This window comes from Bacillus sp. LNXM12-1, assembly GCF_003004375.1.
GTDB lineage: Bacteria > Bacillota > Bacilli > Bacillales > Bacillaceae > Bacillus.
In genome coordinates, this window is record NZ_PVWX01000003.1 from 269,429 (window position 1) to 283,862 (window position 14,434).

Genomic DNA, 14,434 nt, shown 5'->3' on the forward strand with positions numbered 1-14,434 from the left:
GTTCACGTTCCTTTACTTTGTCGTTCTTTTTGCTAGATGACGGTACTCGATAGGCGTCATGCCTTCGTTTTGCCGAAACAGTTTAGAAAAATAAGTAGGGTCGTCAATGCCTACGTGATCAGCAATAGCTGCGATTTTATCATTCGTTGAGGCAAGCATGCTTTTGGCTTTTTCGACCTTGAGACGATTGATGTATTGGTTTGGCGTCAGTCCATATACAGTCTGCATGCACCTTGTCATGTAATCAGGATGATAATGCAGCTTCTCTGCAAGCTCTTCCATTTGTAGTTTCTTCATAAAGTGACGCTCAAGATAATGAACCACTTCTGAGGCGACATTCTCCTTTGCACTTGGAATATGAAATGCTTCTTTTTGTAAATGAATGAGCATTTCCTCAAACTGAAGCTGCTTTTTCAGCGGCAGTTCAGACGCGTCATCATTTAGTGCACGCATTGCTGAAAGATGTTTTTCGAACACATTTCTTCCTTTCACTTTTCCTATACGAGGCAGGCTAAATTCATATGTTGCCGGCTTTTCAAAGGTGGCTTGATTTTGTTTCATATCAAACCAGTGTTCTCTCAGCCGATTCGTCAACTCAAATGGATCAATTGAAAAATGCAGCCACTCATAGTGAGTTTCTTCTTCGCATGGCAGGTGCCCCCCATGAGACAAGCCAGGTGAGAGAATGATATATTCTCCTTCTTTTACGTGATGAGCCTCTCTGTCTTCTGTGATCCATAGTTCCCCCTTTGTGACATAAAGAAGATCAAACACAGTGAAGGTTCTAGAGATATGTCTTTCTCCTTGATGAAATACACCTTTGCCTGAAGCAATATAAACCGGGAACGGCGGTACAGTAAATGTAATAAATCGATTCATATTCATCCCCTTATGAAGTCGGATTTCTCCAATAAGTTTCGGTTTCATCTCTTCTTATTATAGTCGATGCAAGGTACACTATAAATCGGATTTATACGAAAGGAGGTTGATTGATGAAACCTCAATCACTGCCAATTCAAAAGGTTCAAGCTAGGGGTAAGAAAACCCACCCTTCATTATTTGCATTAACTTGGCCTATTTTTATTGAAATCTCTTTATATATGCTCATGGGAAGCGCGGATACCCTCATGCTCAGCCAATATTCCGATAATAGTGTTGCCGCAGTTGGTGTAAGCAACCAGCTCCTGAATTTATTGATTGTCATGTTCAGTTTCATTACAACTGGAACGACGATTGTGATTGCCCAGCTTTTAGGAGCTAGCCGCAGACAGGAAGCGACTCAAGTCGCCTATGTCTCACTAGGAACCAACTTCTTGATTAGCTTTGTCATTAGTCTTCTCATGTTTGTATTAGCTGTTCCCATTTTACACCTGATGGGCCTATCGAGTGAGCTCATGCCGGATGCGGCGGTATTTTTACAAATTGTCGGACTGCTTTCTTTTATTCAAGCGCTCATTATGACGTATAGTGCAATTTTAAAAAGCTACGGATATACAAGAGATACGATGTATGTCACCATCGGAATGAACTTGCTAAACGTTGCCGGTAACTATCTGGTCATTTTCGGTCCGTTTGGCTTCCCCGTATTAGGTGTGATGGGGGTCGCTTTTTCTACCTCACTTGCTCGGTTGATCGGATTAATGGCAATGATCCTCATTGTACGCCGCCGAATTGGATTACGCTTTTCACTGAAGAAGATGTTTCACATCCAGCGGACACATTTAAAAAAGCTTCTGAAAATCGGGATTCCTTCTGCTGGAGAGCAGCTTTCTTATAACGGCTCTCAAATGATCATTACACTGTTTATTACGTTTATGGGGACGCAGGCATTAGCAGCAAAGGTCTATACTCAAAATTTAATGATGTTCATTATGCTATTTGGTGCAGCCATTAGCCAAGGGACACAAATTTTAATCGGGCGCCATATTGGGGCGAAGGAATTCGATGCTGCCTATCACAGATGCATGAAAAGCTTATACTGGGCCATTGGCATCTCCCTTCTTTCTTCCACTGCTTTATCTTTATCATCGGCGCATTTGCTTGCTTTCTTCACTAGCAACAGCGAGATCATTCAAATCGCCGCCACACTCCTCCTATTGACAATTATTTTGGAGCCGGGCCGTTCTTTTAATATGGTCATTATTAATTCCTTGCGGGCTGCTGGTGACGCGAAGTTTCCAGTGTATATGGCGATGATTTCAATGTGGGGCATTGGGCTTCCGATCGCTTACTTTTTAGGCATTCAGCTTGAGATGGGTCTCATTGGAGTTTGGATTTCTTTTATCGTGGATGAATGGGTAAGAGGCATCTTTATGTATAGGCGGTGGCGTTCAAGGGTATGGACAGAGTATCGCTTTTCTTCCACATAAAAAGGACTGCGGGTGCAGTCCTTTTTTACGTAATATCTTCTAAAATAAGTTCTTTTTCCTGCTTTGAAATAAATGATCGCTGTGTAAACACGCGGTATTCATTTTCTCTTGTTTTATCTAAAATGGCTTTATAAAAATGAGCAGCTGCTTTCACTGATATACGTGAATAAAGCGGGAATTCATGAAGATGGTCAAAAAACTCCTCGTAGTATGCCTCTGCCTCAAAGGCAATGTACTCCCATACGTGCTGAAATGCTTGATTGACAATGCCTTCTTGCAATTCTTGCTCTGTATATCCGAATTGATCCATGACTTGCTTTGGCAAATAAATGCGGTCTCTTTCAGCCTTATCCTCGCCGATGTCACGAAGGATGTTGGTCAGCTGCAAGCCAATCCCTAATGAAATGGCTGCTTCTTTCAGCTGTTCTTTTTTACGCGGTGCAATAATGGGAAGCAACATAAGCCCAACGGTACTAGCCACATGGTAGGAATAGATGAGCAGTTCATCTAACGTTTCATACCGATGCTGCTCTAAATCCATCTCTTGACCTTGGAGCAAGTCACGGAACGGGGCTTCATCCATACGAAACTCTTGAAATGTATGTTCTAGCGCCACCCACATCGGATCATTCCGATCTACCTCACCATGTAAAAATCGATCAAACGTCTCTCGAAAGGATGCAAGCTCCTCTTTTGGCGAGGGGGACTCATCTACAATATCATCTGCTCTCCGGCAAAAGGAATACACAGCCCAGACGGCCTGTCTTTTCTTTTTAGGCAGCATGGAAAAGGCACGGTAAAACGTTTTAGAATGGGTTTGAATCGTCTCCTCACATAATTTCAATGCTGTTTGTACATCAACCACTTAGCTTCACTTCCTTTCTGTCATTCAAATCTTTTAACAGCACAGAAGCCATCAGCTTCGCACTTTGCATCACGATCGGCACTCCGCCCCCAGGATGGATGGAAGCACCTACTGCATAAAGATTGCCCGTCTCAGCTACCTTCACTTGCGGGCGGAACACACCTGATTGAAACAAGTTAGGCGCAAGTCCAAAGCTGCCGCCTTCAAACAATCCTTCTCGCAAGGAATCATTTGGTGTTCTGATTTTTTCCCAGACAATCGACTCTCGCAATCTTGGAAAGCCTCTTTTCTCAAGACGATCCACCATTTTCTCTACAAAATCTGTCTCCTCTTCCCAGTTGATATGATCTCCTGAGGGAACGGGAATCAGCATATATAAAACACTACAGCCTGCCGGGGCAAGAGATGGATCAATGATCGATGGATTAAACGTATAAAACGACGGATCTTGAGGGATCGTCTTCGTTTGAAAAACCTCTTTCATATGCTGATCAAAGTGTTCTCCCATAAAAAATTGGTGAACAGGCGCATCATGGTACATCTTGTTTAACCCTAGATACACCATCACACAGCCAGAAGACGGCACGTATTTACGCCGATCTTGTTCGTCTAAACCAAGCTGTTTTAACGCAGCTGGATAATCTCCGTTGATCACAAATGCATCAGCTGCTATACGGTCGTCACTGACTTTTGCTCTAACCACGCGTTTCCCCTCAAACTCTAGCTCCGTGACTTCTTCATTTTTTCTTACATGCACACCCATTTTTATGAGCTGCCTCTCCAGTATATCTACTAAGCTCGCATAGCCGCCTTTTAAATAGTAGATTCCATGTGCGTGCTCACTATATGAAACGAGCGAATAAATAGCAGATGCTTCATACGGGTTCCCTCCGACATAGAGGGTTTGCAGTGCGTATGCATCTCGCAGGCGTTCGTCTGAGAAATACTTTTTCAGAGCACTTTGAACCGTTCGATACGCCTTTAATTTCATTAAAATCTTCATGTTTGCTTTTGTAAAAAATGTACGTTTTTCATGAAATGATTTCTCTAGAAAGGCTTGCTGCCCTTCTTGAAAACGGTCTGTCATTTCTTCCATAAACCTTAGAAATCCTTGATCTTCCTCTGGAAATACACGTCTGATTTCCTCTAGCTGACGAAATGCATCAGAGTACTTCGTGTAGGAGGTTCCATCTTGATATTGAATCGTATACAGCGGATCAAGCTGCAAAAGATCAAGAGATGCTTCGTCCATTCCAACCTCATGTAAAATACCTTTTAACATATCAGGAAGTAGGACAATGGTCGGACCTTCATCTACTTTATATCCTTTCTCACGTACAAAAGCAAGTCTTCCGCCAAGTCGCTCATTTTTTTCGACAAGCGTGACATCATGTCCAGCTTTTTTTAAATAAAGTGCTGAGATCATCCCGCCAATCCCGCCACCTGCAATCAATATATGTTTTTTCATGAGGCACTCCCCTTTTCTTGGTGCGGCAATGTTTTGTGCGTATGTTTCTCTTTTGAAAGAATCGCATTTGTCGTGATACGTGCTGATTCTAAAATGGTCGGCAGCCCGCTTCCTGGGTGCGTCCCTCCTCCTACAAGCCAGCAATGGTCCAATTCATCAAATTCATTGTGCGGCCTTAGGACCATCATCTGCGTCAGCTGGTGGCCAAGGTTAAATGTAGCTCCTTCGTATACGTAAAGGTCTTCCTCCCATTGCTTCGGTGTGATCATCCGTTCGACTTCTATATGCTGTCTCACATTCTTAAAACCGGTTTTTCGCTCAAGTGTGTCCAGCACAAGTTCTCTAAATTCATCTTGATGCACTTCCCAGTCAATACCGCTTTGATTGTTGGCAACAGGTGCCAGCACATAAAGAGCTGACTTTCCTTTTGGCGCAAGCGAGTCATCTGTGACACTTGCATTTTGAATATAAATAGATGGATCATCTGGCAGCTCATATGTTTTCGTAATGCCTTTGACGAATTGAGCATAATCATCGGAAAATACGATGGTATGATGCGGCTCCTCATACATGGTATCTAATCCTAAATAAAGCATAAAGGTGGAGCATGAGAATTTTTTCTTTTTTAATTTTTTCTCGCTATATTTCTTTAAAAGTCCTGGCTCTACAAGCTTTGTCATCACATGTGCAAAGTCTCCATTTACGACAACCTCATCTGCCTGTATTTCTTCCCCAGATTCTAAGCGAATGCCTTTTACTTTCCTGCCTTCCGTCAGCAATTTTTCGACGCCAGCTGACAGATGAATCGTCGCTCCAGCTTCAACCGCTGCTTTTGCCATCGCTTCTGACAGCTGATTGACCCCGCCCTTCGGATGGAAAACACCTGTGTCATGTTCCATAAACGATAGAATGGAGAAAGCACCAGGGCACTCCCACGGTGACATGCCTAAATACTTTGATTGAAATGTAAACGCATATTTCACTGATTCATTTGAGAAATAATCTGACAGCACATCATATAAACTCTTATTCAATGAAAGCTGCGGAAGTGCTTTGAGCACCTTTGGACGCAAATAGTGATGAAAACGATCCATTTTACTTTGTAAAATAGGTGTAAGCTGATCCATTTTGCGCTTTGTATCGTTCATAAATCGTAAATACCCTTCGCCCTCACCAGGTGCAAAGGCTTCTAACCGTCTATACATTTCATCACGATCTCGAATCATATCTAGCTGATCGTCTTGAAAAATCAATCTATACATTTCTTTTAATTCGATCACATCAATATAGTCATAAAGATTTTTACCAGCAAAGGTGAACAGCTCCTCTGCAATATGAATCATGCTGAGAAAGGTAGGACCCGTATCAAACGTGAAATCACCGAGTTGAAACTTAGAGTTACGTCCGCCAACAAAGGGCTGTTTTTCGTATACCTGAACATCATGTCCTTTGCTTTGAAGCATCATAGCTGCCGCAAGTCCCCCTGGTCCTGCTCCGATCACAATGATTTTCATTATCCTTTTTCCTCCAAATTAATTCACTTTAAGTTAATTATACAAATTAGAAAGATTAGATCAACTTTTGATGTGCTCTATTCGTCTCATGCTATGTATTAAAAAAGCCGGCTTCCCTTCAACAAATGTAAGAAAGCCGACCCTTTATTACGCTTCTATATCAATTCGATACGTTTCAAACCAATGATGAATCTGCGCCAGATGAGCGATTAACTGCGGGCCCTTCATGAGCTGGCCATACCAAGGCACTTGAAAGGAGGCTCCTTCCGTTTCAATCAGCTGGTTTAATTGATGTGCATCTAGAAATTCGTGAAGGACAGAATCTTTTTGCGCAAGGCAATCTGTTAACATCTCTTTCACAGCCTGGGTATAGGCTGGATGATGTGTTTTCGGATAAGGACTCTTCTTGCGATAAAGCACTTCATTCGGTAAAATTCCCTCTAATGCTTTTCGTAAAACCCCTTTTTCACGATTTCCATGCATTTTCATTTCCCAAGGAATATTCCACACATATTCGACAAGGCGATGGTCTGCAAATGGCACTCGTACCTCAAGACTCGCCCCCATACTCATTCGGTCTTTTCGATCTAGCAGCGTTGTCATAAACCAGACCATATTTAAGTAAAAAAGTTCTCTCCGGGCTTTATCCACTCCAGTTTCTCCATCTAAAAGAGGCGTTTCAGCCACGGTTTCTTCATATTTGCTTTGTGCATATTCTCTTAGTGACAGCTTCTTTTGCCACGAATCTTGTAAGAGCTGCGTTCTGGCTTCCGTCGATCTCATCCAAGGAAAACCATTCGTTTCATTTGCCGCATGGAACCAAGGATAACCTCCAAAAATTTCATCCGCACATTCACCTGACAAACCGACAACAAAGTCCTTTTTAATTTCTCGACAGAACCAAAGCAAAGAAGAATCAATATCTGCCATACCCGGTAAGTCTCGGACCTCAACCGCTTCCTTCAAATAAGCAGCCAGCTCCTTTTGTCCAATGACGCAGCTGTGATGATTCGTTTGAAACGCCTTGGTCATGCGGTCAATCCATGGACCGTCAGCATTCGGCTGGAATTGACTTGCTTCAAAGAATTGATCATTTCCTTCGTAGTCAACCGAATACGTATGAAGCGGTGCTTTCCCTATTTTCTCAAAGTGCTTAGCGGCAATGGCGGTAATGGCACTCGAATCGACGCCACCCGATAAAAATGTACAAACAGGCACATCAGAAACGAGCTGTCTTGTGACGGCATCTGTAAAGAGATGCTTGACGTGCTGTGCGGTGTCATCAAGTGAGTCCGTATGCACCTTGCTTTTGACATTCCAGTATCTCCACACACGCAGTCCGTCTTTTGAAAAAGTCAAAGCATGAGCAGGTCTCAGCTCTTTTACCCCTTTAAACACTCCTTGCCCTGGTGTTCTAGACGGTCCTAAACCAAAGATCTCCGATAATCCTTCATGATCGACTTTTGCTTTCATATCAGGGTGAGCAAGTAGCGCTTTGATTTCCGAACCAAATAAAAAGGAATGATGACGTTCTGTATAGAAAAATGGCTTGACGCCGAGCCGGTCTCTCCCTGCAAATAATAATTCACGCTCACTATCCCAGATCACAAATGCAAAAATACCATTAAAATGGGTCACACACTCTTCCTTCCATTCTGTGTAGGCGTGAAGAAGAACCTCTGTATCAGAATGCCCAAGAAAGCGGTGGCCCCTTTTTAACAATTCTTTTCTTATATCTTCTGTGTTATAGAGCTCTCCATTGTATACAACGGTATAAGCATGGTTTTGATGTGTATATGTCATCGGCTGTTTTCCGCCTTCTACATCTACAACCGCTAACCTTTTATGCCCAAATAGAACGTGCTCACTTTTCCACGTATTTGTATCGTCTGGCCCTCTTTTAGATAATGTATCTGTCATTTGATTGATTACATGATCCTGTTGGATGAGCTGCTTTTTAAAGTCTGCCCAGCCTGTTATTCCACACATCATCATCAGCTCCCATCCGTTTTTCCTCAAGTGTTCTCATTCAGCCTTTCTTAGTTTATGCATCGTCTCCTTGATAGTTGATTTGTCCTTTTTTTCTCGGGCGTATAGGACAAGCATGATTTGGTAAGAAAAGAAAGAGGAAAGGAGCTTTTGCAAATGGAAAAACGAATGAAGCAGCTTGAACGCTGCAGTCGAAGATGGTGCAGCGGGTATTTACTGATTGAAAACGGGTATTGTCTGATTGAAGATGAAGAAGGAGACATCATGCTGCCAGAAAGTCTTCAAAGCACGATGATCTGTTTGAAGGAAAATGGCAGGTGGACAAAAGGGGAACTGCTCGGGTCCATGATACTTCATGAAAGTGGGCAGCTAGTAGAAGTACAAGGCGGTGAAGTGATTCAATATACGGCATCACTTGCCAAAGGATGGCTTGACCTCCTGATGTTCGTTCCTGAAAACGTTTTTTATGAAATCATTGCACAGGTAGAGCAGCTTGGTTTTTCCGTCTACGATTGTGTTTTCTCCTCCTTTCATTCTTTTCAACGAGTTTCTTTCTTTCAGTTTTCGACAGATTCACAATCACTTGCCCTTCAATGTCACCATGACTCCGCCGCAGGTCAAATTCGTTTTGAATGGACCACTTCTGACGGTCACCGGTCGGTTTCACAGTTTGATGGCATATAAAAAGGACACTGCTTCGTATAAGCAATGCCCTTTTTATGTTAAAAGATATGAAAACCGATCGGCAGACGTAAACCGAGAAGAATGGTCACAATGGCGAATACGATAAAACCAATCAATACACCAGTCACCGATTTTCCTTTTTTCTTGCGTACAAGAACCATTTCCATGAAGCCGATCACAAGGATACCGAGAATCATTTTACCGATATACTCGCCACCGAAACCTGGAATTTTCATTCCTGTGCGAACATACAGCTCTACGCCTGTTGCGATAATGATCAAGTACAATAGTCTGACAATCATGTGCACAATTTTAGCACCTTTGTCATTTTTACCTGCTAGAGCAAAGGCAACGAAGAATAAAATAATCCCTAGCACCCATGCTGTAATATGTAAATGCGTTCCCATCTGTTATTTCCCCCTTTATCAGAACAATTACCTTCTCATCGTACCACGAAATAAGTCGAACACAAAGCGACAATCCTGTGTCATCGCACTCTTTATTTGACGCGATTCGATAGCGTTCCAATCGGCTCAATCGTGATGTCAATTCGATCCCCTGAAGCTAAGAACTTAGGCGGTTCAAAGCCTTTGCCAACCCCAGAAGGTGTTCCCGTTGCAATGATGTCACCAGCTTCTAGTGTCATCCCTTTTGAAAGAGTAGAAACAATATTCTCGATGGAGAAAATCATTAATTCTGTACTGGCAGACTGGCGAACCTCTCCGTTTACCTTTGTTTCCACATGGAGCGCACCATGATCCTCGACCACTGACTTATGCACAATATAAGGTCCTATCGGGCAGGTTGTATCTAAGCTTTTACCTATGAAAAATTGTTTGTGTTTTTTCTGCAAATCTCTTGCCGTTACGTCATTTAAAATGGTGTAACCGAATAGATAATCACGGACCTCTTCAGGTGCAATATTCTTCCCTGATTTGCCCATCACGATCGCAAGCTCCCCTTCATAGTCCAGCTCACTGGTCACATCTTCATGAAGGAGAATATCCGCTTCATGTCCAACGACTGAAGTAGGTGCCTTTGTAAAGATCATCACATCTTTAGGAATATCCGCTGCACTTCCCATCTCCATGACATGATCTTGATAATTCTTTCCAACACACATGATGTTTTTAGCCGGCTTTGGAATCGGCGCATGGAGTTTCACTTCCGAAAGCGGATATACATAAGAACCGCGGTCTTCTTCTTTTTTCTCAGCCCAGTCAAGGAGCTGTTTGACATGCTCAACAAACTTGTCCCCCATATTAATACATTCAGCTAAAGAGTTTGGCAGTGTCTCAAGCTCAAATAATTTGGCTTCTGCCTTTTTGACGTCCATGACCCATTCATCATCAATCACTACCCCAATAAACATTCTGCTATGTATCTCACCTGTAAAAAACTTCATGTCTTCCCCTCACAATCTTCATTTCGCTAAGTGATGATGTCTCATTTTATTTCTCTATGAAATAAAAAAAACCCTTTTTTATCATACTCTCTTTTAAAAAGGGTTTCAAAAAAGATGATCTGATGTTTAGCGGTAGCGGCGATACTCCCACATGTTCCCTTGGTCCCATTTGCGATCAACATTTCCTCTGCTGTGGGAATGATGCTTTTTCTTTCCACATCTTTTGCAAGAGCGGCTGCGTTTATGGTGATGAGAACGTTTAGATCGATGGCAGCTTCTATGGTGATGAGATCGTTTAGATCGATGGCTGCGATGTGACTTGCGGCAGCTTTTCTTATGATGGGATCTGTGTTTGCTGCGGCATGATTTTTTCGGTTCACTCTTTTTACTTCTGCAAGATTTCTTGCTTTTGCACGACTTTTTACTTTTGCATGGTTTCTCACTTTTCACGCTTTTCTTTGAACAGCGACTTTTTTTCGAACGATAGCTCTTACAGCTTTTTTTACTGCGGTGTGATTTACGGCATTCGCCTCCACCAAAGAACCAATGACGGCGTTTTGAATGGCGAGAACGTGCTGACTTGTGCGATCGTCTCGATTCTGGTTCACGATCTAAGTGATGATCACGTCCTTCACTTCGAAGTGAATCCACTGCATGTTCAATATGTGAATGATCAAATGTGCTCACGAACGATTCCCCTCCCAGTCTATACTTTGACAAAACAAACAGATCAAGCTGTTTATCTTCTCTGCTTTATGTTACGAGACTTGGTAGACAAGTGTTCTTGGCGGATGCCCCTTTCTTTTAAAACTCCATGAATACCTAACAAGCGGGTACAGGACATTCCTTCACTTTCATATCGTAAAGAAGAGCATAGGAGGCTGATGAACGCATGACCACAGAACCTTTAAAGCAAATAGATATTTGGATTCATCCAAAGGACTTGATTGAATTAAGAAAAGACATATGGAACGATGAACCTGTTGAGGCCATTTTGAAAACCGGCCAGACCAAATCACACATTTATGCTTCATACCGCGGGTCTCACATTAGAAAGCTGAAAAAAAAGTCCTATCAAATTGAATATCGAAAGCCAAAGCAAAGACAAGGCGAATCTATCTTTCATTTAAATGCAGAATACAATGACCCCTCGTTTATCCGAAACAGACTGTCCTTTTATTTCTTCGAGCAGATAGGGGTGCTAAGCCCGGCTGCGTCTCATGTGTTTCTCACTATAAACGGAAGAAAAGAAGGCATTTATTTAAAAATAGAATCTGTTGATGAGCACTTTTTTCAGAAAAGGCAGCTTTCAGGAGGCGGCATTTATTATGCAGTCGATGACGATGCCAACTTCTCCCTTTTGAGTTCGTTTGATAAAAAGCCCAAAAAACACCTCCTCCTCGGGTACGAGAAAAAAACGGGGACTTCTCAACACGATCAGCAGCTGAGTGAATTTATTTACTTTCTCAACACAGCGAAAGATGACATATTTGCAGAAAAAATTGAGCAATACCTAGATGTAACACAGTATTTCCGCTGGCTCATTGGTGTCGTGTGCACACAAAACTTTGACGGCTTTGTCCATAACTACGCTCTTTATGTGAATGAACAAGGAAAATTTCAAGTACTTCCTTGGGATTATGATGCGACATGGGGCCGTGACATTCATGGAGAAGAAATGGCATTTGATTATATTCCAGTAAACGGCTTTAATACTTTAACTGCTAGGTTACTAGATATCCCTTCATTTAAGAGAGCCTATTACACGCTTTTTCAGCATGTACTCAATACTCATTTTTTAGAAGACCGGCTTTGTCCAATCATCGAAAAATGGCATGCTTCTATCGAGAACCGAATTGGAGATGATCCTTATACGAGAGACCGCAAAGACATCCTACAATCAGAACGAGAGGTCATCCGGCAGTATATCAACAAAAGACGACGTTATTTACAGGCTGAAATAAGAAAAGAGATATATGGCACGTAAGGACGCTTTCGAATTTTGTCACTTTATTACTCATATTGACGAAACAGCTTTTTTTATAGAAAAATAGGGTATACTAACCATATCCTTCTATTATATAAAAAATGTGAGAGTTGGCGTCCGTTATGATCAATTATGAAATTGAACAAAAAAGATTACATTTAATTGAGACAGCAAAAAAATTCGGGATGAATGCCGAAGAAACCATCAGGTGCAGTCAAGAGCTTGATACACTCTTAAATAAAGGCATCAAATACACCTCGAATGAATGCTCTAAAAAAGGGTAAACCATACACCTAATTCCTCTCATCAAAAGCTTTCAAAAAGACAATCACACATTAAAAGACCCATCATAAGCTATGGTGAAACGCCCAAAAACAAAGTGCCTTATTTTTATAAAGGATGTGCACCGCTATGCCGGCTATTGTTGGAGCCTTTAAAGTAAATGCCGTCGGAACGAGCGGAGTCGTTCATGTTGGAGACTGCATCACCATTTCTCCAAATAGTCAGGTTAAAACGTTTGCTGGCGCAGGCAGTTTTAACACTGGTGATCAATTGCGCATTAGCAACTATAAAAGTGTGACAAATACGTACGACAGTGATGTCATTGATCAACCGCTTGTTGGTAACTTGTAAGGAGTGAGAATCCGTTGAACTTCTATATTAATCAAGCGATACAAATTAATTATTTGCGTGTAGAGTCTGTCAGTAACTCCTCTGTGCTGCAAATTGGGAGCGCTGGTTCAATTAAAGCTCTTTCTAATCTGTATAACACGGGCAGCTACGTAGAAGCAGCACCTGCCGCAGCAGGTACACAAGGAATTGAAGAATCCCAAGGCGCAATCACAACACCTTTTGTACCGCTTCAGTCACCAACAACTTAAGTTCATCTGCTATCCCCGGAGGTGTATGTCAATGTATGATTATCAAAGCAACGCTTCACAGGTGCATGGCATCATTCAAAAGCAAACACAACAAATTATGATGCTTGAAAAAAGGCTTAACGAACTTCAGCAGGAAATGCAAATGATCAAAGATAAACCGACAACGACGATTGAACGGATTGATTATCAATTTGATCAACTGAAAATCGAGCGGCTTGAAGGCACACTGAACATCGGCCTCAATCCATCTGATCCAAACAGTGTTCAAAACTTTGAAGTGGGCCAAACAACAACCCCGGGTATTGGAATGATGCAGCAAGAAATGGCTGATCAATTTTTCAATCAAACACGCCAGCTTGTCGACGCATTCTTAAATGAAGAAGCGCCAGAACTTCTTGAAGAGCTAGAGCAGCGATATGAAGGGTCTCTTGATGAGAGCAACAAACACCACATCATTGAGGACATTCGCAAGCAAATTGACAGCAGAATCAAATACTATGCAGGACAGCTCCCGCACCGGGAAGATATGACCCCGCTGCAGCGTTCAGAGCAAATTGCTGAATATGTGAAGCATGATGTCAAACGAGCGATTGAGCATTTCTTAGCCCATATTCCAAATGAAACGAAAGGAGAGGAAAACGGATGAATTTCACAGTCGTCAACCGCAACATCGAGACCGGATGCATTAAAGTAGTTGGGGTTTCGTCCTCTTCCCTATTTATCATCGGGGACACAGATCATGTACAATTATCCTCCATTTTTGATACACCGCCAGAATCTCTTATCATTGGCCCGTTTGTTCCTCTGGCACCTCGATAATGATAAAGCGCACATCTCAAGTGAGTTTCACGAAGGTGAATTCTGTGGGGATTTCAAGTGTTGTTCAAATCGGTGATACGCAGGAGCTATGCCCGAAGGTTAAGGTGTTAGCTGTTCAACGAACCATTAGTTTGTTTTATGGCAATGAAGCAGAAAACTTAAATGCGAAAGAATTTGAAGTGTATTATGAGCCTATTCCATTGATGCTGCCGGAACGATCCGTCAGAACAGCATTTTACCATGAAAAGCCTGTGATTAAAGTGTCTTCAATACATGTAGAAGGGGTGTCTTCCTCCTCTGTGTTTCAAATTGGCTCTACGTGTGGAGTGAATGGCGTTGCAAGAGTGAAGCATATTCGAGAGTTATTTAGCAACGACGAAAGTCCGCCAAACTCACAAATGGACCTACCTACGCATATGATGGTGATATGACTTCGAATAAAGGATGTCGATT

General features: G+C 42.2%; 17 protein-coding genes and 1 pseudogene. 9 read left to right on the plus strand and 9 right to left on the minus strand.

Features of this window, described 5'->3' with window-relative positions; translation table 11 throughout:
* Window positions 1-12: 12 nt before the first annotated feature.
* Window positions 13-879: an AraC family transcriptional regulator gene (locus C6Y07_RS13740; protein ID WP_060595967.1), complete on the minus strand. Its 867-nt coding sequence runs from the start codon at window positions 877-879 to the stop codon at window positions 13-15.
* Between the two features lie 113 nt (window positions 880-992).
* On the opposite strand from C6Y07_RS13740, the gene C6Y07_RS13745 reads away from it, so the two are divergent.
* On the plus strand, window positions 993-2,369 hold the full coding sequence (locus C6Y07_RS13745) for an MATE family efflux transporter (protein WP_106156907.1): 1,377 nt from the start codon (window positions 993-995) through the stop codon (window positions 2,367-2,369).
* Window positions 2,370-2,394: 25 nt separating this feature from the next.
* Here the strand turns inward: C6Y07_RS13745 and C6Y07_RS13750 are convergent, their stop codons facing one another.
* The 4 genes from C6Y07_RS13750 to asnB all read right to left on the minus strand — a co-directional run bounded on the left by C6Y07_RS13750 (window position 2,395) and on the right by asnB (window position 8,205).
* The gene (locus C6Y07_RS13750; RefSeq protein WP_060595965.1) at window positions 2,395-3,234 is read right to left on the minus strand and encodes a phytoene/squalene synthase family protein; all 840 of its coding nucleotides are present in this window, start codon (window positions 3,232-3,234) and stop codon (window positions 2,395-2,397) included.
* Window positions 3,227-4,702, minus strand: a complete 1,476-nt coding sequence (locus C6Y07_RS13755) for a phytoene desaturase family protein (RefSeq protein ID WP_066031059.1) — start codon at window positions 4,700-4,702, stop codon at window positions 3,227-3,229. Before C6Y07_RS13755 ends, C6Y07_RS13750 begins: the two co-directional genes overlap by 8 nt.
* Window positions 4,699-6,216: a phytoene desaturase family protein gene (locus tag C6Y07_RS13760; protein WP_106048737.1), complete on the minus strand. Its 1,518-nt coding sequence runs from the start codon at window positions 6,214-6,216 to the stop codon at window positions 4,699-4,701. The genes C6Y07_RS13755 and C6Y07_RS13760 overlap by 4 nt, the downstream gene beginning before the upstream one ends.
* A 147-nt stretch (window positions 6,217-6,363) precedes the next feature.
* A complete protein-coding gene (gene asnB, locus C6Y07_RS13765) occupies window positions 6,364-8,205 on the minus strand; it encodes an asparagine synthase (glutamine-hydrolyzing) (protein WP_060595963.1) in 1,842 nt (613 codons plus the stop codon).
* Between the two features lie 156 nt (window positions 8,206-8,361).
* Between asnB and C6Y07_RS13770 the strand changes: the two genes are divergently transcribed.
* Window positions 8,362-8,889, plus strand: coding sequence for a DUF2777 family protein (locus tag C6Y07_RS13770; protein WP_106031481.1), 528 nt, complete (start codon window positions 8,362-8,364; stop codon window positions 8,887-8,889).
* A gap of 38 nt (window positions 8,890-8,927) precedes the next feature.
* On the opposite strand, the gene C6Y07_RS13775 is transcribed toward C6Y07_RS13770, so the two are convergent.
* The 4 genes and pseudogenes from C6Y07_RS13775 to C6Y07_RS19405 all read right to left on the minus strand — a co-directional run.
* A complete protein-coding gene (locus C6Y07_RS13775; protein ID WP_034663442.1) occupies window positions 8,928-9,296 on the minus strand; it encodes a YisL family protein in 369 nt (122 codons plus the stop codon).
* 92 nt (window positions 9,297-9,388) lie between these two features.
* On the minus strand, window positions 9,389-10,294 hold the full coding sequence (locus tag C6Y07_RS13780) for a fumarylacetoacetate hydrolase family protein (protein WP_060595961.1): 906 nt from the start codon (window positions 10,292-10,294) through the stop codon (window positions 9,389-9,391).
* A gap of 41 nt (window positions 10,295-10,335) precedes the next feature.
* Window positions 10,336-10,674, minus strand: a complete 339-nt coding sequence (locus C6Y07_RS19400) for a hypothetical protein (protein WP_181185448.1) — start codon at window positions 10,672-10,674, stop codon at window positions 10,336-10,338.
* Between the two features lie 232 nt (window positions 10,675-10,906).
* Window positions 10,907-10,981 (minus strand): annotated as a pseudogene (locus tag C6Y07_RS19405) (CotG/ExsB N-terminal domain-containing protein); the annotation flags it as partial.
* Between the two features lie 205 nt (window positions 10,982-11,186).
* Here C6Y07_RS19405 and C6Y07_RS13790 point away from each other — a divergent pair.
* From C6Y07_RS13790 to C6Y07_RS13820, 7 genes are all read left to right on the plus strand, one after another.
* A complete protein-coding gene (locus C6Y07_RS13790; RefSeq protein WP_066031065.1) occupies window positions 11,187-12,281 on the plus strand; it encodes a CotH kinase family protein in 1,095 nt (364 codons plus the stop codon).
* 122 nt (window positions 12,282-12,403) lie between these two features.
* Complete coding sequence (locus C6Y07_RS13795; protein ID WP_012009503.1) at window positions 12,404-12,565, plus strand: aspartyl-phosphate phosphatase Spo0E family protein; 162 nt, start codon at window positions 12,404-12,406, stop codon at window positions 12,563-12,565.
* Between the two features lie 127 nt (window positions 12,566-12,692).
* Complete coding sequence (locus C6Y07_RS13800; RefSeq protein WP_003211745.1) at window positions 12,693-12,914, plus strand: spore germination protein; 222 nt, start codon at window positions 12,693-12,695, stop codon at window positions 12,912-12,914.
* Between the two features lie 14 nt (window positions 12,915-12,928).
* The gene (locus C6Y07_RS13805; RefSeq protein WP_060595958.1) at window positions 12,929-13,162 is read left to right on the plus strand and encodes a spore germination protein GerPB; all 234 of its coding nucleotides are present in this window, start codon (window positions 12,929-12,931) and stop codon (window positions 13,160-13,162) included.
* Window positions 13,163-13,193: 31 nt separating this feature from the next.
* Entirely contained in the window at window positions 13,194-13,808 is a 615-nt protein-coding gene (locus C6Y07_RS13810; protein WP_066031066.1) for a spore germination protein GerPC, read from the plus strand.
* The gene (locus C6Y07_RS13815) at window positions 13,805-13,981 is read left to right on the plus strand and encodes a hypothetical protein (protein WP_060595956.1); all 177 of its coding nucleotides are present in this window, start codon (window positions 13,805-13,807) and stop codon (window positions 13,979-13,981) included. The genes C6Y07_RS13810 and C6Y07_RS13815 overlap by 4 nt, the downstream gene beginning before the upstream one ends.
* On the plus strand, window positions 13,981-14,412 hold the full coding sequence (locus C6Y07_RS13820; protein ID WP_060595955.1) for a spore germination protein GerPE: 432 nt from the start codon (window positions 13,981-13,983) through the stop codon (window positions 14,410-14,412). The genes C6Y07_RS13815 and C6Y07_RS13820 overlap by 1 nt, the downstream gene beginning before the upstream one ends.
* Window positions 14,413-14,434: the final 22 nt, after the last annotated feature.